Origin of the sequence: Stenotrophomonas sp. MH181796, from assembly GCF_009659995.1 — a bacterium.
GTDB lineage: Bacteria > Pseudomonadota > Gammaproteobacteria > Xanthomonadales > Xanthomonadaceae > Stenotrophomonas > Stenotrophomonas riyadhensis.
This window is the reverse complement of sequence record NZ_RAHU01000008.1, coordinates 232,320-249,115: the sequence shown is the minus strand read 5'-3', so window position 1 is coordinate 249,115 and position 16,796 is coordinate 232,320. Positions and strand designations below refer to the sequence as shown.

Annotated in this window: 20 protein-coding genes and 1 riboswitch; of the genes, 11 read left to right on the top strand and 9 right to left on the bottom strand. The window is 66.5% G+C overall.

What is annotated here, in order from left to right; genetic code table 11:
• The first annotated feature begins 179 nt into the window (after nucleotides 1-179).
• The 4 genes from D5301_RS20445 (at nucleotide 180) to pnuC (ending at nucleotide 4,882) form a co-directional block, all read left to right on the top strand.
• Nucleotides 180-587 (top strand): glycine zipper 2TM domain-containing protein, encoded by a 408-nt coding sequence (locus D5301_RS20445; protein ID WP_014035547.1) that lies wholly within the window; start codon nucleotides 180-182, stop codon nucleotides 585-587.
• Between the two features lie 127 nt (nucleotides 588-714).
• On the top strand, nucleotides 715-1,839 hold the full coding sequence (locus tag D5301_RS20440) for a phosphotransferase (protein ID WP_153856712.1): 1,125 nt from the start codon (nucleotides 715-717) through the stop codon (nucleotides 1,837-1,839).
• A 109-nt stretch (nucleotides 1,840-1,948) separates the two neighbouring features.
• A riboswitch (TPP riboswitch) is annotated at nucleotides 1,949-2,044 on the top strand.
• Between the two features lie 70 nt (nucleotides 2,045-2,114).
• Complete coding sequence (locus D5301_RS20435) at nucleotides 2,115-4,304, top strand: TonB-dependent siderophore receptor (protein WP_153856711.1); 2,190 nt, start codon at nucleotides 2,115-2,117, stop codon at nucleotides 4,302-4,304.
• Between the two features lie 8 nt (nucleotides 4,305-4,312).
• Entirely contained in the window at nucleotides 4,313-4,882 is a 570-nt protein-coding gene (gene pnuC / locus D5301_RS20430) for a nicotinamide riboside transporter PnuC (protein ID WP_012509709.1), read from the top strand.
• Between the two features lie 106 nt (nucleotides 4,883-4,988).
• On the opposite strand, the gene D5301_RS20425 is transcribed toward pnuC, so the two are convergent.
• Together D5301_RS20425 and D5301_RS20420 are read right to left on the bottom strand one after the other, a co-directional pair.
• On the bottom strand, nucleotides 4,989-5,402 hold the full coding sequence (locus tag D5301_RS20425) for a hypothetical protein (protein ID WP_110710716.1): 414 nt from the start codon (nucleotides 5,400-5,402) through the stop codon (nucleotides 4,989-4,991).
• Between the two features lie 85 nt (nucleotides 5,403-5,487).
• The gene (locus D5301_RS20420) at nucleotides 5,488-6,462 is read right to left on the bottom strand and encodes a Dyp-type peroxidase (protein WP_110710715.1); all 975 of its coding nucleotides are present in this window, start codon (nucleotides 6,460-6,462) and stop codon (nucleotides 5,488-5,490) included.
• A 203-nt stretch (nucleotides 6,463-6,665) separates the two neighbouring features.
• Here D5301_RS20420 and D5301_RS20415 point away from each other — a divergent pair, with 203 nt between their 5' ends.
• Entirely contained in the window at nucleotides 6,666-7,598 is a 933-nt protein-coding gene (locus D5301_RS20415) for a DUF6624 domain-containing protein (RefSeq protein ID WP_153856710.1), read from the top strand.
• 21 nt (nucleotides 7,599-7,619) lie between these two features.
• On the opposite strand, the gene D5301_RS20410 is transcribed toward D5301_RS20415, so the two are convergent.
• The 4 genes from D5301_RS20410 to D5301_RS20395 form a co-directional block, all read right to left on the bottom strand.
• Entirely contained in the window at nucleotides 7,620-7,946 is a 327-nt protein-coding gene (locus D5301_RS20410) for a hypothetical protein (RefSeq protein WP_153856709.1), read from the bottom strand.
• A 60-nt stretch (nucleotides 7,947-8,006) separates the two neighbouring features.
• Complete coding sequence (locus D5301_RS20405) at nucleotides 8,007-8,375, bottom strand: VOC family protein (protein WP_153856708.1); 369 nt, start codon at nucleotides 8,373-8,375, stop codon at nucleotides 8,007-8,009.
• Nucleotides 8,376-8,443: 68 nt separating this feature from the next.
• Nucleotides 8,444-9,211 carry a DUF6597 domain-containing transcriptional factor gene (locus D5301_RS20400; protein ID WP_153856707.1) on the bottom strand — a complete coding sequence of 256 codons (768 nt, stop codon included), beginning with the start codon at nucleotides 9,209-9,211 and terminating at the stop codon, nucleotides 8,444-8,446.
• 121 nt (nucleotides 9,212-9,332) lie between these two features.
• Nucleotides 9,333-9,908 (bottom strand): Ax21 family protein, encoded by a 576-nt coding sequence (locus D5301_RS20395; RefSeq protein WP_004134798.1) that lies wholly within the window; start codon nucleotides 9,906-9,908, stop codon nucleotides 9,333-9,335.
• 206 nt (nucleotides 9,909-10,114) lie between these two features.
• On the opposite strand from D5301_RS20395, the gene D5301_RS20385 reads away from it, so the two are divergent.
• The 5 genes from D5301_RS20385 (at nucleotide 10,115) to D5301_RS20365 (ending at nucleotide 13,755) form a co-directional block, all read left to right on the top strand.
• A complete protein-coding gene (locus D5301_RS20385) occupies nucleotides 10,115-11,065 on the top strand; it encodes a DUF2268 domain-containing putative Zn-dependent protease (RefSeq protein WP_153856706.1) in 951 nt (316 codons plus the stop codon).
• 211 nt (nucleotides 11,066-11,276) lie between these two features.
• Nucleotides 11,277-11,549 (top strand): hypothetical protein, encoded by a 273-nt coding sequence (locus D5301_RS20380; RefSeq protein ID WP_010487149.1) that lies wholly within the window; start codon nucleotides 11,277-11,279, stop codon nucleotides 11,547-11,549.
• Nucleotides 11,550-11,706: 157 nt separating this feature from the next.
• On the top strand, nucleotides 11,707-12,399 hold the full coding sequence (locus D5301_RS20375; protein WP_180846199.1) for a L,D-transpeptidase: 693 nt from the start codon (nucleotides 11,707-11,709) through the stop codon (nucleotides 12,397-12,399).
• A 210-nt stretch (nucleotides 12,400-12,609) separates the two neighbouring features.
• Nucleotides 12,610-12,900, top strand: a complete 291-nt coding sequence (locus tag D5301_RS20370; RefSeq protein ID WP_110710709.1) for a hypothetical protein — start codon at nucleotides 12,610-12,612, stop codon at nucleotides 12,898-12,900.
• Nucleotides 12,901-13,380: 480 nt separating this feature from the next.
• Nucleotides 13,381-13,755, top strand: coding sequence for a hypothetical protein (locus D5301_RS20365; RefSeq protein WP_110710708.1), 375 nt, complete (start codon nucleotides 13,381-13,383; stop codon nucleotides 13,753-13,755).
• Between the two features lie 60 nt (nucleotides 13,756-13,815).
• Here the strand turns inward: D5301_RS20365 and D5301_RS20360 are convergent, their stop codons facing one another.
• Nucleotides 13,816-14,481, bottom strand: a complete 666-nt coding sequence (locus D5301_RS20360; protein ID WP_153856705.1) for an Ivy family c-type lysozyme inhibitor — start codon at nucleotides 14,479-14,481, stop codon at nucleotides 13,816-13,818.
• Nucleotides 14,482-14,594: 113 nt separating this feature from the next.
• Between D5301_RS20360 and D5301_RS20355 the strand changes: the two genes are divergently transcribed.
• Nucleotides 14,595-15,071, top strand: coding sequence for a nuclear transport factor 2 family protein (locus tag D5301_RS20355; protein ID WP_153856704.1), 477 nt, complete (start codon nucleotides 14,595-14,597; stop codon nucleotides 15,069-15,071).
• A gap of 88 nt (nucleotides 15,072-15,159) precedes the next feature.
• On the opposite strand, the gene D5301_RS20350 is transcribed toward D5301_RS20355, so the two are convergent.
• A complete protein-coding gene (locus tag D5301_RS20350) occupies nucleotides 15,160-16,185 on the bottom strand; it encodes an NAD(P)H-dependent glycerol-3-phosphate dehydrogenase (RefSeq protein ID WP_153856703.1) in 1,026 nt (341 codons plus the stop codon).
• 20 nt (nucleotides 16,186-16,205) lie between these two features.
• A complete protein-coding gene (gene secB / locus D5301_RS20345) occupies nucleotides 16,206-16,724 on the bottom strand; it encodes a protein-export chaperone SecB (RefSeq protein ID WP_005407596.1) in 519 nt (172 codons plus the stop codon).
• Nucleotides 16,725-16,796: the final 72 nt, after the last annotated feature.

Below are 16,796 nucleotides of genomic sequence, written 5' to 3'. Positions count from 1 at the left end.
CGGACGGTTGAACTTTCAGCCTTGCTTCATGCCGCCTGCCGCTAGATGAATGCGCAAGCCGCACGGTGGGCCAGGCAATGTTCCGGCAATGTTGGAACGCCAGCGTGGACACCACGGCAGCCGGGGCGCCCCAACGCCCTCCCTGCCCAGCGTGGCATGCACCTCACAGGAGAACGAACATGCTCAGTACTTCCACACTCAGCTTCCGTGGTCTGGCGATGGCCCTGGCACTGGTTGCCGGTGTCGCCGTGGTCAGCGATGCCAGCGCGATGTCGAGGAAGGACAAGCGCACCCTGGTCGGCGCCGTGGTTGGTGGCGTAGCCGGCAACCTGCTCTCCAACGGTGATCCCGCCGCAACCGTCGGCGGTGCCGTGGCCGGCGGTGCGATCGGCAACCTGACCACCTCCGACCGCCGCGACCGTCGCTATTACGACAACCGCTACTACGACAATCGCTACGACCGCCGTTACGACCGTGGCTACTACCGCAGCGGCTACTACGACCGCGGTGACGACCGTCGCTGGCAGCGTGAGCGCTACTACGACAACCGCTACTACAACGACCGCGGCCGCCATCGCGGCTGGTAAACAGCGCATCGGCAACGCCGGCGCCGATGCAGGGACGGGCGGGTCGATGACCCGCCCGTTTGCGTTGACCACGCGCATGGCGTTGAATGCGCAGCCTTGGATGTGACTTTCCCTCTCGGGCTGCGGCATGACTTCTTCCTCCCACCGCGTGCAGGGCCTCAACAACGATGAGGTCGCCGCCGACTGGCCGCCGATCAGCGCCGCAGACCTCGCGTGGCTGCGCCAGCGCTTCCCGCAACTGGATGCAGACAGCCCCCCGCATTGGCACAGCCCCCGGCCACTCTCGGCCGCTGCCATCGTCAATGGCGCTTGCGCGCCGGTGTTCATCAAGCGCCACCACCACAGCGTGCGCAGCGCGGCCTGCCTGGAAGAAGAACACCACTTCATCGCCCATCTCGCCGCCGCCGGCGTACCGGTGGTGCAGGTGCTGGCGGCCACCGATGGCCACACGGCGCTCGAACACGGCGAATGGACCTTCGAGCTGCATGCGGTCGGCGTCGGCGAGGACCTGTACCGCGACGCCGTGTCGTGGTCGCTGCTGACCGATGCCGCACAGGCCCGCGAAGCCGGCCGCATGCTGGCCCAGCTGCACCGTGCCGCGGCCAGTTACCACGCGCCACAGCGCAGCACCCACCTGCTGGTCGCGCGCGACGATCTGATCCGCGCCGATGATCCGATCGCGGCCATCAAAGCGGGGCTGCACGAGCGCCCCGGCCTGGCCCGCTATCTCGCGCGCATTCCGTGGGAAGCGCAGCTGCAGCGCGACGTGCTGCCGTGGCATGCCGGCCTGGCCACGCGCCTGCGCGACGAACCGCGCCTGTGGGCGCACAACGATTGGCATGTCTCCAACCTGCTGTGGCGCGAGGGGCAGGTCAGCACCGTGCTGGATTTCGGGCTGGCTTCACCCACCAGCGCACTGTTCGACCTCGCCACGGCGATCGAGCGCAACGCGGTGGCGTGGCTGGAACTGGAGCGCGGCATGGAGGCGGTGCGCATCGATATCGCGCTGGCCCTGCTCGACGGCTACCGCCAGGTACTGCCGTTATCGGCGGCACGCGTGCACCTGCTGGCCGACCTGCTGCCCATGGTCCATTTCGACTTCGCACTGTCCGAAGTGGAGTACTTCGAAGGCATCACCGGCTCGACCGCGAATGCCGACGTGGCCTGGCAGCCCTTCATGCTGGGGCACCCGGCATGGTTCCGCACCGCGCCGGGGCAGACGCTGCTGCAGGCCCTGCACGCGGCGGCGTGACCCGGTTGGCGCACCGTTGGGGCCAGATCCCTTTCCTGCGGAAAGGGATCTGACCCCGCAGCCTGAAGGACACCGGCTCGCAAATCCGTACCATTTGTAGTGAAATGGTCACCTGAAGCGGGGGTGCCTGGATCTGCCAGGCTGAGAGAGTCCCTTGGAACCTGATCCGGTTTGCACCGGCGTAGGGAGCTTTGAGCCGCAGCCACACCCCCGTCATGGGCCGGTGCACCTGCGCGCCGTCGCTTCGTCTCCCTTGTTGTCCGAAGACGAACCGAATGAACCGCTGCCTGCGCCCCACCCTGCTCTCCCTCGCCCTCTGCGCCGCCTTGCCGCTGCATGCCAGCGAGGCCGACGCTGCCACCGATGCGGCTGCCACCGGCGCCGAGCGCTCGCCCACCGAACTGGCGGCAGTACGGGTACAGGCCGGCAAACCGAAGACCGATACCGCGCGCGTGAACGCCTTCGGCGGTGGTTCGTGGAAGGACACCCCGGCCTCGGTGAACGTGCTCAAGCGCGATTACCTCGACCGCCGCCAGGTGCGTTCGCTGTCCGAGCTGGCCAGCAACGATGCCTCGCTGGGTGATGCGTACGCGCCGGTGGGCTACTACCAGAACATCGCCATCCGCGGCTTTGCGCTGGACGCCGCCACCGGCTACCGCTTCAACGGGCTGTCCATCGCCGGCGAACAGCGCCTGGCGCTGGAGAACGTGCAGTCGGTGGAGATCCTCAAGGGTGAAGCCGGCCTGGCGGCAGGCGTGATGGCGCCGGGCGGCATCATCAACTACATCGGCAAGCGCCCGGCCGAAGTGCGCACCGCCACCCTCGGCACCGATTCGGAAGGCTCGCGCTACGTCGCCGTCGATGTCGGCCACTGGATCACCCCGCGCTTCGGCCTGCGCCTGAATGCCGCATGGGATTCCAGCAATTCCTACGTCGAGCACGCCGATGGCCGCCGCAACTTCTACTCGCTGGCCGCCGACTGGCTGATCGGCGAGCGCGGCAAGCTGGAAGTGGATGCCAACTACCAGACCAGCTCGCAGCGCTCGGTGTCCGGCTACCAGCTGCTGGGCGCGCGTGACCTGCCGCGCGGCGTCGACCGCGAGCACCTGCTCGGCTACCAGCCGTGGCAGCGGCCGGTGGATATCGCCAGCACCAACATCACCGCCCTGCACACCTACGACTTCAACGATGCCTGGCAGTCGCGCGTCTCGGTCGGCCACAGCCGCTCGGTGATCGATGACAACGTCGCCTTCGCCTACGGTTGCTACTACGCCGCACAGTGCGCCGATGGCAGCGTGCCCGGCAACTACTTCGCGCCCAATGGCGACTACGACGTCTACGACTACCGCAGCCCGGACGACACCCGCCGCAACCAGCAGGCCCGTGCCGAGCTGCGTGGCCGCTTCGAGACCGGCAGCGTGGGCCATGAGCTGACCCTCGGTGCCGACTACTTCCGCCGTACCGTGGACAAGCGCCCGAGCGTCAACGAGTACGTCGGCACCAGCAACATCCACGACGCGCAGGTGCCGGTGTTCGCGCCGTCGCCTAAGATGCCCGGCCCCTCCGCACGGCGCCTGGACAGCCGCCAGACCGCGTTCTTCGCGCTGGACCGGATGAGCTTCGGTGATGACTGGCAGTGGCTGGCCGGCGGCCGCTTCGTGCGCCTGGACGAGCGTGCCTACGACAAGCGTGGCACCCCGCAGCGGCACAGCCGCCTGTCGCGCTTCCTGCCGCAGACCGCCGTGGTGTGGAAGGCCACCGACCAGCTCAATGCCTATGCCAGCTACGTGCGCGGCATCTCGCTGGGCCAGGAAGCACCGTTCTGGACCAGCAACGCCGACACCTTCCTGCCGTCGGTGCAGTCGCGGCAGCTGGAAGTGGGCGTGAAGTACGTGCCAGTCGAGGCGCTGACGCTGGGCGCAGCCGTGTTCCGCATCTCGCAGCCGTACCAGTACGCCAAGCCGGACAGCAGCGACGTCGGCTACAGCTTCGTCGAGGAAGGCACGCAGACCCACACCGGCCTGGAGCTGACCGCCAACGGCCAGCTGACCGAAGCGCTGCAGATCGTGGCCAGCGCCAGCGTGCTGCAGGCGCGCGCGCGCGACACCGGCACCCCGGCCTATGAAGGCCATCAGCTGGTGAACGTGCCGAAGGTGCGCGCCAGCGTGCACGTGGCCTATGCGCTCCCGTTCGTGCAGGGCCTGGATGTGACCGGCGGCTGGCGCTATGCCGGTGCCAACGTGGCCCGCGCCGACGGCGGCGTACGCGCACCGGACTACTCGGTGTTCGATGCCGGCCTGCGTTTCCAGCATCGCCTGCACGAACGCGCGGTGACCTGGAACCTGTCGGTGGACAACGTGTTCAACCGCTTCTACTGGCGCGATACCGGCAGCAGCGGCGGTGACTACTACCTGTTCCCCGGCGCACCGCGACAGGCCCGCCTGTCGGTGACGTTCGCGCTGTGAGCGGCGTCATGCTCGAGTGGACCGCCGCGCTGTGCAGCATCCTCGGCGTCTGGCTGATGGCCAAGCGCCGGCTGGTGGCGTGGCCGGTCGGCCTGCTGTCGGTGACGCTGTACGGGCTGGTGTTCGCCGAGGCCAAGCTGTACTCGGACACCCTGCTGCAGGTCGCCTTCGGTGGCTTCCTGGTCTATGGCTGGCTCAACTGGCGGCAGCACGCCGCCGATGAGGGCAGCGTCCGCATCGTGCCACTGGCACGCGGCAAGCTGCTGCGTGACCTGGCCATCGGCCTGTGCGGCGGCGTGGCGCTGGGGGCGGCCATGCACACCTTCACCGATGCGGCGCTGCCGTGGCTGGACGCGATGCTGACCGCGCTGAGCCTGGTCGGCCAGTGGTGGCAGGCGCGCCGCCACGTGGCCTGCTGGTGGGTGTGGATCGCGGTGGACGTGGTCTACGTGGGTGCCTACCTGTTCAAGTCGCTGCACGTGACCGCAGCACTGTACGTGTTCTTCCTCGGCCTGGCCGTGTTCGGCCTGCGCGCGTGGAGCGCGGCCGCTCGCGAGCCGCAGGTGGCAACGCAGTAGAGCCATGCCATGCTTGGCCGGGGTTTACCGGTAGTCGCCAACCTTGGTTGGCGTGCGTGCCGACCAAGGTCGGCATCTACCAGGCGCATCCACGCAGGGCGTGGCTCTACTGGGTAAGCACCAGGCCCAGCCGCAGCGGCTGGCGCATGTCGGCCGGTGGCGCGGCCTGCAGGGGTGCGCTCTGCAGGGTCGCGCGCAGATCGGCGTCGACCTGGGCATCGCCCAGGCTGTCGAATTCCAGTTTCGAGATGCGGCCGTCCGCCGCGATCCACACACTCACCGGCAACGGCGTCGGCGTGTCCGGGTGTGCCTGCATCCATTCCAGCACGCGCTGCGCCTGCGGCGCCTCCTGCTGCAGGCGCTGCTGCAGCTGGCCGCCCACGGCGGCGGCATAGGCCATCCAGTGCGCGGGGGCTTCCTGCGCGGAAACACCGGCACTGCCCAGTGCCAACGCGCCGAACAGCGCAGCCCATGGCCGCCACCAGCGGCGCGCGCCGGTCCTGTTCCCTGCCATGGTCATCGCCCGTCTCCTGCGCTTCCATCCAGCGGACCATGGTCGGCGCCGCAGATGACAGGCAGATGGCGGGCAGTGATGGCCGGCGCGGTTACTCGCCCAGGTCGGCCAGCACCTTGCGCGAAGGCGCAAAGAAGGTCACGCCGGTGGTGGCGGTGGAGAAGTCGAGAATGCGGTCGTGCAGCGGCGCAGGATTACCGATGAACATGCGCTCGAGCATCGTCTCGATCACCCACAGCCGACGGGTGTAGCCGATGAAGTAGGTGCCGTACTCGCCGCGGCCCGGATTGGCGAACGGCATGTTGTCACGCAGGATCTCGTGCTCGCCGTCGGCGTCCTCGATGGTGCACAGCGTCTTGTGCGACTTCTGCGCATCCGCCGGCGCATCGTCCAGCTCGATGTTGTCGTGCTTGGTGCGGCCGATGATCGCCTCCTGCGCCTCGGTCTTCTGTGCGCGCCAGGCATCGAGGTTGTGCAGGTACTTCTGCACCACCACGTAACTGCCACCCGCGTGGTCCGGGTCCTCGTCACCAACGATGGTGGCTTCCGGCAGTGACAGCCCTTCCGGGTTGGCGGTGCCGTCGACGAAATCAAGCAGGTCACGGCCATCGAAGTAGCGGAAGCCGGCCACGTCATCCACCGTTTCCACTGCATCGCCGAAGGCCATCAGCAGGTTGCGCTCGAACGCCACGATCAGATCCATGGTGCGCGCACGGATGTGGTACAGCAGGTCGCCCGGCGTGGAGACGGCGGTATGGGTGGCACCCTTGATCTCGCGGAACGGCTTCAGTTCACGCGGCGGCGTGGTGCCTACCAACGGCTGCCACACGCGGTGGCCGATGGCCACGTTGCAGGTGAAGGTGCGTTCAATCTCGCGGATGGCGGTGTTCTTGATCAGGTCGTCGGTGCTGGCCAGCACCTCGCGCGCCTTGGCGATCGACGCCTCGTCATCCTTCACCTTCAGCACCAGGAACGCGGCCGAATGGGTCAGCGGTGCGGTGATCTGCTGCGGCTCGTTGTCGAGCGTGTGGTTGAGGGCGGTGATCGGTGCGGGCTGGGAGTTCACGGCGGTTCCTGCTGGCTTGAGGCGGGCGCATCGCGCAGGGCGATGTGCGGGCGATCATAGCCGAAGCCCCTGACCGGCGACGGAGCGGTTCTCAGTACGCGGTCGATGCTGCGTCCGTTTGAGACGGGAGCACGACGCTGCTAGCCTGCACCCATGAGGCCTGCGGCAGCGGCCGTCCATGCACTTCACGGAGGAAGAAGCCGATGTCCCACGCATTGATGCAATGGCTGCACGCACCCGTCGCAACCGTCGCCCTCGCACTGCTGTTGAGCACACCACTGCGTGCGCATGCCGCAGTCGAGGATCCCTTCTTCACCGCCCTCGACCGCTACAGCGCCGATGACTTCGGCGGATGCGCGCGGCTGCTCGGCGAGCTGTTGCAGCGTGGTAGCCGCTTCCCCGACGGTGGCGAACTGCTGCTGGTTGAATGCACCGCCGCTGCTGGCGACCGCAGCCAGGCAATGGACTACGTGAACCAACTGCTGCCCAGCGGACGCCTGTCATTCGATGATCTGCTGCACAAGGATCGGCCGGGCTTGAACGCCCTGCGTGTCGATCCGGCGTGGCCGGACATGCGGCGGCGCGTGGAGGCCGCCGAGCGGCAACGCCTCGCGCAGCTGGATGCGCCGCTGCGCAGGGAACTGCTGGAGCGCGCCGCACGTGACCAGGCCGCCCAGCATGTGGCCATCGACGCTGGTGGTGGCGACGCGTTCAAGGGCGTAGCACCGGTGGCCCAAGCCAATGCCGATTGGTTGAAGACCGTGATTGCCGACAAGGGCTGGCCAACCTATTCGATGGTCGGCCGTGATGGGGCCAAAGCGGCGTGGCTGATCGTCCAGCACGCCGATCACGATCCCGCGTTCCAGGCTGAGATCCTGCCGCTGGTCGAAGAGGCCGCCAGGGCCGGCGAAGCCGATCTTCCCGATCTGGCGCTGCTGACCGACCGCGTGCTGTTGGCACAGGGCAAGCCGCAGCGTTATGGCAGCCAGTTCACCACCGCCGGCGACGGCACGATGGCGCTGCGCCCCACCGAGGACATGGATGGCCTGGACGTACGCCGCCAGGCCATGGGGCTGCAACCGCTGGCACAGTACAAGACCACGCTGTCAGAGGCGTATCGCAAGCCGGTCCGCTAGCGCCGTATCCGCCAGGACGCATCACGGGTCGCTGCAGACGTAGTACTGCTGCGGACCGGTCCAGGCGATGCGCAGGCACGGCCCTTCAAGCAGGCCGCGGTCGCGAAGCCAGGCAAACACCTCCGCCGGGCACCATTCACGGCCGGCCGAGAACGCTACGCCGAGATCGCGCAGGCCAGCGAACAGACGAGCTTTGCCGATGTCGTCGCCCACTTCAGCACGCAAGGTGGGTGCCTGCCCCTGGAAGCCAAGGGCATGCAGCGCCACGAGCACGCCTGCGTCCAGCACCACCACCTGCACGGTGCTGCCGTCGGCCTGCTGCACATACGCGGGAATGGGGATCAGCATGCGGTGTACTCTTCCGGACTCGGCCCAGTATGCCCGGTCCGCGACGTGCCCCGGCACGTTTCAACCGACATCACTCCAGACCGCCAGCTCGTAGCCATCCAGATCGCGGAAGTGGAAGCGGCGGCCACCGGGGAACGCGAACACCGCCTGTACGACTTCGCCACCGGCAGCGATTACACGCTGCTGTGCACCGGCCAGGTCCGCGCAGTACAGGATCACCAGTGGACCGCCGTGCGCGCGCACCGGTGCGTCGGAAACGAAACCACCTTTCAGGCGGCCGTCGTCGAACTCGGTGTAGGCCGGACCGTAGTCGGTGAAGTGCCAGCCGAACACCTCGCCGTAGAAACGTTTGCTGCGGGCGATGTCGGCAACGTTGAATTCGATGTTGTCGATGCGGCGTTCGGCATCGTGGGCGGCTGCATGGCTCATGGCGTGGCTCCGTGGTTGGAACCCCAGCTTCGGTCAGCGCGGCACGGCGGTCTTGAACGAAACGGCCATCATCGGCCCCATTCCAGGCGCAGCTGCCGTGCGGTCGTGCTGGCAAGCTCGCGCGCCTCGCGGCTGAGATGGGCCTGGTCGGCATAGCCGGCCTCGACGGCCAGCATCGCCAACGAGTGCTGCGGTAGTGCGCGGCTATGACGCAGGAAACGTTGCAGGCGCAGGATACGCTCCAGCGTCTTCACCCCGTAGCCGAACTGCGACTGGCTGAAGCGCCGCAGGCTGCGCGGGCTCAGGCTCAGATGTGCCGCCATATCATCCAGCGTGGCGTTCCCACGGGCGAGCGCCTGGAACAAAGCGTGTGCGCGCTGCGCCGGAGTATCCAGCGCGGCCGCACCCATGCGCAGCTGCAGGCATTGCGCCATCCGCTGCAGGCGCTGCGCAGGCGCGGTGTCGCCGATGGAGGCCGCAACCTCTACCGCCCATCGCCCCTTCAGATCAGCCAGCGGTACCGCCTGGCCGATGATCTCGGCCATCGGCAGGCCCAATGCAGCCAACGCCTGCCCCGGACGGAAGCGTGCACCCAGTACCTGCGCACCGGGTGCCAGTGCCGGATGTGCAGCCACCCGGTCCGGACCGACCACGAACAGCGCACCGTCGCGCCACAGGATGTCCACGCAGCCATCGGGCAATACGGTGATGTGCCCATCGGCATCTTCAGGAAGCTGGCTCTGCCACAGCTGGCCGAAGTGACCACGCAACGGCGCAGGCGCCGGATGCTCCTGGTAGGTCGTGCCAGTACCTGCGAGGGAAGAAGGATCGCCCATGCCGCATTGTGGCGCCCCAGCGCCCATAAAAGTGAAGCCCGGCGCGAGGCCGGGCTTCGGTTGGCGTGTGGGAGAGAGAGAGTCACACGCCAGCACAACACGCACTAACGACAGGCGTTTGTTACCAGGTGAAGCGCGGGCCCACGAACCACTCGCGGTCGCCGGCCTTGGCCAGCTTCACTTCGCCACTCAGGCCCCAGTTCTGGTTGAACTTGGCGGTGGCACCGACGCGGCCGTAGAACTCGCCGTCCGGGTTGTAGCCGTGCTTCTTGCTGAAATCTTCGTAGCCGGCCATCACGTAGCCTTCCACGTACGGGTTGAACGCGGTGCGCACGCCCACTTCGGTGGAGTAGCCGTTGAAGTCAAGGCCGCGCTTCTCGTCGTACTTCTGGTAGGCAACACGGGCCACCAGGTCGGTGTTCGGTGCGATGCCGTAGTTGTAGCCGACACCCAGGCGCCACTGATCGACGTCATTCTTGAACTTGTCGGTCTCCTGCGCGCTGTAGTCGCCAAAGACGTGGAAGTTCGGGTGCACCGCAACGGAACCCTTCACCTTCCAGCCATCGGCGTCGCCGCCCTTGGCATCGGTGTTCACGTAGCCGCCTTCAACGTAGTTGTACGACAGGCCATCGGTTGCCGATGCAGCGAACGGCAGAGCAGCCAGAAGACCCAGGGCAAGCAGCGAATTCTTGTTCATCGGGACACACCTTTAATTATTTTGGTTTTGTCGGCCGCCCCCTGGGAGGGGGAGAGAGAGGAGGCGGTCGACAGGTGTGAATTATCCGTTAGGGGGTCTAATCGCCCCTGAATATTGAACTGACTGGTGTATAAATAAGGCTGGCGTTCAGGGAACTCCGCATGCCATTGCTATCAGCTTCGTGTAGGCGCAAGGCTCGACGCTTGATGCGAGCCCTGATCCTGATCGCCTCACCGATCGCCCTGCCCGCAGTGCAGGCAACCGAGCGCGTCGTTCCTGCCGGGCACGTCGTCGTGCAGACAGACGATGTCACGCGCTTTTTCCAGGTGCTGGATGCCAACCACGGACGCCCGAGCGCCGACGACCTGCAGCGCGGCTATCTGGATGCGGGTACGGATGCACTGCGCAGCTTCACCAAAAGCCGTATCGGTTCGATGGAGCGCCTTGCCCAGGCCCTCCGGGACAAACCCGCGTTGTTCGCAAAAGCGAGAACCTGCGCGACAGCATTGCCAACGATCCGCACGCGCGTCACCGCGGCCGTCGATCAGTTGGGCACGCTGTTGCCGTCTGCACGCTTTCCCCCGGTCACGGTGCTGGTGGGCCGCGGCAACAGCGGCGGCGTTACCACCGGAGAAGGTGTGGTCATCGGCCTGGAAGCGCTGTGCAACGCAGACTGGATGCAGGCCGATGTGGGTGACCGCTTCGTGCACCTGATCGCCCATGAATATGTGCACGTTCAACAGCGCGGCGCGAGCGTCGAAGTCGAGCAGCCCACCCTGCTCTATCAGACCCTGCTGGAAGGCGGCGCCGAGTACATGGGCGAGCTGATCTCCGGGCAACCGGCCAATGCGCATCTGCAGCGCTGGACGCAGGGCCGCGAATGCGCGTTGGAGAGTGAGTTCGCGAACGAGGCCACAGGCATCGATCTTTCGAAATGGCTCTACAACGGTCCTGGCGATGACGCTCGCCGTGGAGACCTCGGCTACTGGATCGGCTACCGCATTGCCCGCGACTACATTTCGCACGCACCAGACAGGACGAAGGCCATCATCGCATTGCTGGACGTGCGCCCCGAAACAGCTGCGTTACTGCTCAGCGCGAGCGGATGGCAACCCGCGTGTCCTGCCGGCGAACACACGGAAACGCGGACGTTGTGATACCCGCTTCATACTGATGAATTGGCAGTTCTGAACAGGCGCAAGGCGTTGCGCCGGTCTGGATCAGCTCGCCTGATCCCGCTTGTTAATGCAGGGTCAGAAGCGGGCTTCACAGTGCTTCCACGTACTCAAATTCCAGCTGAAAGCGCTTGGTAGCGCCGGGAACAAACGCCGCTATATTCCAGCTTCCCCAGACGAAGGAGGGAGTGCAATGAACCTGAACCCGCAACACATGAAGACGGCCCGCGCACTTGCTGTAGCGCTCATCGCCACCGTCAGCCTTGGCGCCTGCGCCTCATACAAGAACGAGTTTGCAACCATCAACTCGCGTCTCGATCAGCTCGACGTCAAGGTGCAGGGTGCTGCGCAGAGCGCGGAGTCCGCCAACCAGTCCGCACAGCAGGCCAATCAGCGCCTGGACCAGATCGAAGGCCGCGTCCAGCAGCTTGAAAGGGCACCTGCCGGCCGCAAGCCGCGCGGGTAATCGCTCCCTCACCGTTTGAATTGATCCACCTCTGTATCGGGAGCCAGTGGCCTTCGCCGGCCACTGGCATCCTTCCGACCAAGATTGCATTGCAAGGAGCCGTCCCATTCGTACTTCCTCCTCCCCTGCACGCCGCGCCCTCCATGCCGCACTGGCCGTGGCACTGGCCGTTGCGTGCAGCGGCGTAGCCAACGCCAAGGACAAGGACAAGGACGCGCCCACGCAACCGGTTGCCGCGGTCGATGAGCTTCCGCCCGACCAGAGCGTCTCCGAGACGGTGATCGAACTGGCCGGCTGGGTCGTCGCCAGCAAGGACAACCAGGGGTATCCGTTCGCGATCATGGACAAGGCGGCTGCGCAGGTACTGGTCTTCGGTGGAGACGGCAAGCTGCGGGGCGCGGCGCCGGCGCTGTTCGGTTCGGCCATCGGCGATCATTCCGCACCGGGCGTCGCCAAGCTCGCACTGAGCGCGATTCCCGGCCACGACCGCACCACGCCTGCCGGCCGCTTCATTGGCGGCTACGGCCCCTCCGACGATGCCGGGCGCGTGCTGTGGGTGGACTACGATTCCGCAGTCTCGATGCACCCGCTGCCGCCGGGCAGTCCGAAGGAAAAGCGCGCCGAGCGACTGGCAACGCCCACGCCGGACGACAACCGTGTCACCCACGGCTGCATCAACGTCTCGCCCGCGTTCTACGAGCAGATCGTGCAGTCCACGTTCGAGAAGGGCGGCGTGTTCTATATCCTGCCGGACAAGGATTCGATCGCGAAGACGTTCCCGGAATTCGCGCAGAGCCGGGGCGATGCAAAGGGCGAAGACGAGAAGGGCGCGCGGCGCGCGAGCAGATAGAACACGCTGACATGCTGCCTCGCGGTTTCTCCGCGAACAAGCCTGTCCAAGCACGATCAGAACCAACGGCACGCGTCTTCGCTGGGTGCCATCATTGGCTGATGCCGGCGTCTGGTCGATTGCAGACACCAGGCTGGCAGTCCCCTCTGCAATCACGCCGATATCGCCGGGCGACTCGGCCCTGTTCCGGCATCCGGCTGGCGGTGAAACATGTCGCACTACTATGTCCACAATGGCTACAGTGGCTGGTCCTACGGTACGCCAAGCAATCCCCAGCTGATCTCGCCGGAGGATGCTGCCAGGCTGATGAAGTCCGCTGGACTCAGTTCCATGCAGGTTTCCACCACCCTGCCACCCGCCCAGTATGCCGAGGCCGGAACCCGACTCTTTGACGTGACTGGCGGCAATCGATTCCTGTTCTTTGGTGACTACACCGAGTGTTTTGATGTCGACGCGGGGAAGGTCTCTTCGCCGCTCATCATCGACTGGACGGCGGTCTGACACTGTCGGTGTCCAACTGCGTTCTCGGCCCCGCCCTGTCGTCATCGGCTTGGTGCGGCACCCGTACGCCACGTCATCAACTTCGACCCATGTCGCATATTCCCCATGCTGCTACGGCCGTTGCGGCGCCTGCGTCTGCGACGGCTTAACAGCATGCAAGAATGCCAAAAGCGTCTTTGATCAAAAACTGTTTGCAACTCTTCTGATTGGCGTTGTGCAGCGACGGCGGTACAGATGGTGGGCCACCGGAAAATGGGTGGCCGGGCCTCGAAAACCCGTTAGATCACGAACGTTGTTTGCGCTTGCCAGCCGGCGTCACCCCGCGTGGCGCCGGCTGGCATTCCGTCTGCCGGCTATGGCGGGCGGAGCGTGGAGGCCTTGCGCCTGCCGGTCTTGTTCGTGATCTCCCGGTTTTCGAGCCACGTCTCCGCCCGCCACCTTTGCGTGGCGGCTACCGTCTGTCCTGCACGGAGCATTGCCATGACCACACCGGACTTCCCTCGCCTGCATCCACATCACTCGCCCGCCAATGCCGGTGAGCCGTCAGACCAGGCACCTGCGGCCGATCCGAACGCCTTCGTCGCCACGCTCCATCGCATCGGCAAAGGAGCTGCCGCCGATGGCCAGCCCTGGCCCGAACGTCATCAGATGCCCGGCCGGCGCATGGCGATGGGGGATGCGGACTGTGCCGTGGCGGGCCAGCGCGTAACGTTGGAACTGCTGCTGGCCGCCGAGCGTGTTCGGCAGAACGGTGCGGAGAGCGAATACGTGGGTGACCGCGTACTGGAAGGGCTGGCCATGGCCTCGCTGGCGTTGAACGCACAGATCGGCATGCGGATGCGGCCGGAAGGGTGATACCGGGAACATCGCCTGCTGTTGCGCCGGGCATGGCCCGGCGCTGCAGCGGGCACCACATCACTCGCAGAGCGCGCTGTCTTCCTTCAACGCGGCATCCTGCAGTGGCTGGCGTTGTTCGATCTGCTCACGTTGTTCCGCGGTCGGTTCGCCCAGCCACCACACACGGCAGCGCGCGGTAAGACGGCCGACCATCTTCGACTGATCGGGCGAATACAGCATCGCCAACGCGGTACCGGGGCAGTCGTGGGCCTGGCAGGCGGTATAGAACCACCACGGCTCGCCCTGCAGCACCACCAGTTCGCCAGGCCCGCTGGGCCCGCTCAACAGGCGTTCGCGCAGCGACGGAATCTCTTTGTCGGCGGATTCGGCCGCCGCCGTGTTCTTCATCAGGGCGTTGAACGCGGCCAGCACTTTCGGGTCCTTGCGGCCGCAGTCGTCCACGGTATTGCCGCCCACCAGGGTGAAGAAATGCGTCGCCAGCGGGTTGTCCGCGCAGGTGAGTTCGCCGCCGGCGCTCGGGTCTTCCGGTTCGCCTTCGTTGTCCCACACCGAAGGGTCCACGCCGTCTTCGATGGACGGCGCCTTCTCGACCACCGTTGCCGTGGCCGCAGGTGCTTCTGTGGCCGGTGCCGGTGCGGCGGGTGCTGCATCGGGTGCCGGTGCCTGTCCGCAAGCGGCCAGCAGTGCGACCGTCAGTGCCATCCCTGTGATTCGAATCTTCATTCCGTGTCCTTGTCTGATCTGCGGTGCCGGCGCCACGCGGGCGGCTGCGTGATTCTAACCAGCGGCGCGCTAGGATGGTTCGCCACTTCCCCTCATCGTCAGGGCTTGGATGCATGCGCCGCACACGACTCGCCGTGATCTTCTGCAGTGCCCTGCTGCTGGCATCGCCGGCCATCGCCCACGATGCTGAAGGCGCGAAACCTGCACAGCCTCTCCCGGATGCAGCCCTGCCCGCGCCGCTGGACCGCGTGCTGCGCGACTACGAGCAGGCGTGGCGGAGCGGCGATGCCAGGGCGCTGGCAGCACTGTTCGCCGAAGATGCTTTCATCCTGCAGAGCAACCAGCCGCCGGTGCGTGGACGCAGTGCGATCGAAGCCGCTTATGCCGGCCAGGGCGGCAGCCCGTTGCGGCTGCGTGCGCTGGCGTACTCGGTGGAGGGGAACGTTGGCTACATCATCGGTGCCTACACCTATGGCAACACCGTAGGAGACATCGGCAAGTTCACGCTGACGCTGAAGCGCGTTGGCGATGGACCCTGGTTGATCTTTTCGGACATGGACAATGGCAACGCGCCGCCGCGGGCGCGGTGATGGACGCCGCAGGTTCCGAGGTAGATCCGCGCCATGCGTGGATGGATCGCGCAGAAAAAACCCCGGCACGTGGCCGGGGTTTTTCGATTCACTTGAACAGCGTGTCCGGATATTCCGGCTTCTGTTCCCGCGCCAGCAATGCGCGCAGGCCTTCTTCAGGTGTCTGCTCGCCGTGCAGCACGGCACGCACGCGGTCGGAGATCGGCAGGTCGATGCCATGGCGGCGCGCCTGTCGCATCACTTCGTCGGCGGTCTGCACCGACTCGACCACCTGGCCGATTTCACGCACGGCGTCCTGCAGCGTCTGGCCACGGCCCAGGGCCAGGCCCAGGCGGCGGTTGCGCGACAGGTCACCGGTGCAGGTCAGCACCAGGTCGCCCAGGCCGGCCAGGCCCATCAGCGTTTCCGGCTTGGCACCGATCGCAGCGGCCAGGCGCAGCATCTCGTTGAGGCCACGGGTGATCAGGCCGGCACGGGCGTTGAGGCCCAGCTGCATGCCATCGGCCACGCCGGTAGCCACGGCCAGCACGTTCTTCATCGCGCCGCCCAGCTCGGCACCGACCATGTCGTCGCCGGTGTAGACGCGGAACGCCGGGCCATGCATCGCCTCGGCCACCGTCTGCGCGAACTCGGGCACGTCGCCGTGCACGGTGATCGCGGTCGGCAGGCCCTGGGTCACTTCCTTGGCGAACGACGGCCCGGTGACGACGGCCAGCGGCACGTCCTCGCCCAGCACTTCGCGCGCCACTTCATGCAGGAAGCGGCCCGAACCGGGTTCGAAGCCCTTGGTGGCCCAGGCCACGCCGGCACCGGCCGGGCGCAGCGGCGCCAGCGCGCGCACGGTTTCACCGAACGCGTGCGACGGGGTCACCACCAGGATCCAGGCCGCGCCTTCCACCGCCGACGCCAGGTCGGTGGTGGCACGCAGGCTGTCCGGCAGCGGGATGCCCGGCAGGTAGCGCGGGTTCTCGTGGCGCTGGTCGATGGCCTCGACCATGGCAGCGTCGCGCCCCCACAGCACGGTCGGGTGACCGTGCCGTGCGAGCAGGCTGGCCAGCGCGGTTCCCCAGGAACCGGCGCCCAGCACGGCGATCTTGTCAGCGGTAGTGCTCATCCGTGACGTCGCGGCAGGAATCAGGCGTTGCCAGCCGGCTCGGAGTCAGCCAGCGACGGTGCGTCGCCCTGCTCCTGGCGCTGGCGCAGGGTTTCTGCGTACAGGCCTTCGAAGTTGATCGGCTGCAGGAAGAACGGCGGGAAGCCGCCGGCCTGGATCAGGTCGCTGATCAGCTGGCGCACGTACGGGAACAGGATGTTCGGGCACTGGGTGCCGAGCAGCACGTCGATCGACTGCGGGTCCAGGCCGACCAGGCCGAACACGCCGGCCTGCTTCACTTCGGCCACGTAGGCGGTGCGCTCACCGGCCTGGCAGGTCAGGGTCACGGCCAGCACGACTTCGAAGGCGTTCTCGCCCAGGCGCTGCACCTGCTGGTTCAGGTTGAGCTGCAGTTCCGGCTGCACCTGGTCATTGAAGATGGTCGGAGCGTTCGGCGACTCGAAGGAGACGTCCTTGACGTAGATCTTCTCGACGGTGAAAGCAGGGCCGGTGGCGGCATCGACCGGCGCAGCGGCGCCGTTGGTGATCTCTTCGGACATTTCCAGTAACTCCAGGTGAATGCAATGAAAACGATGGTCGAACTACTGCGATGGGGGCGGGATCAGGCCCAT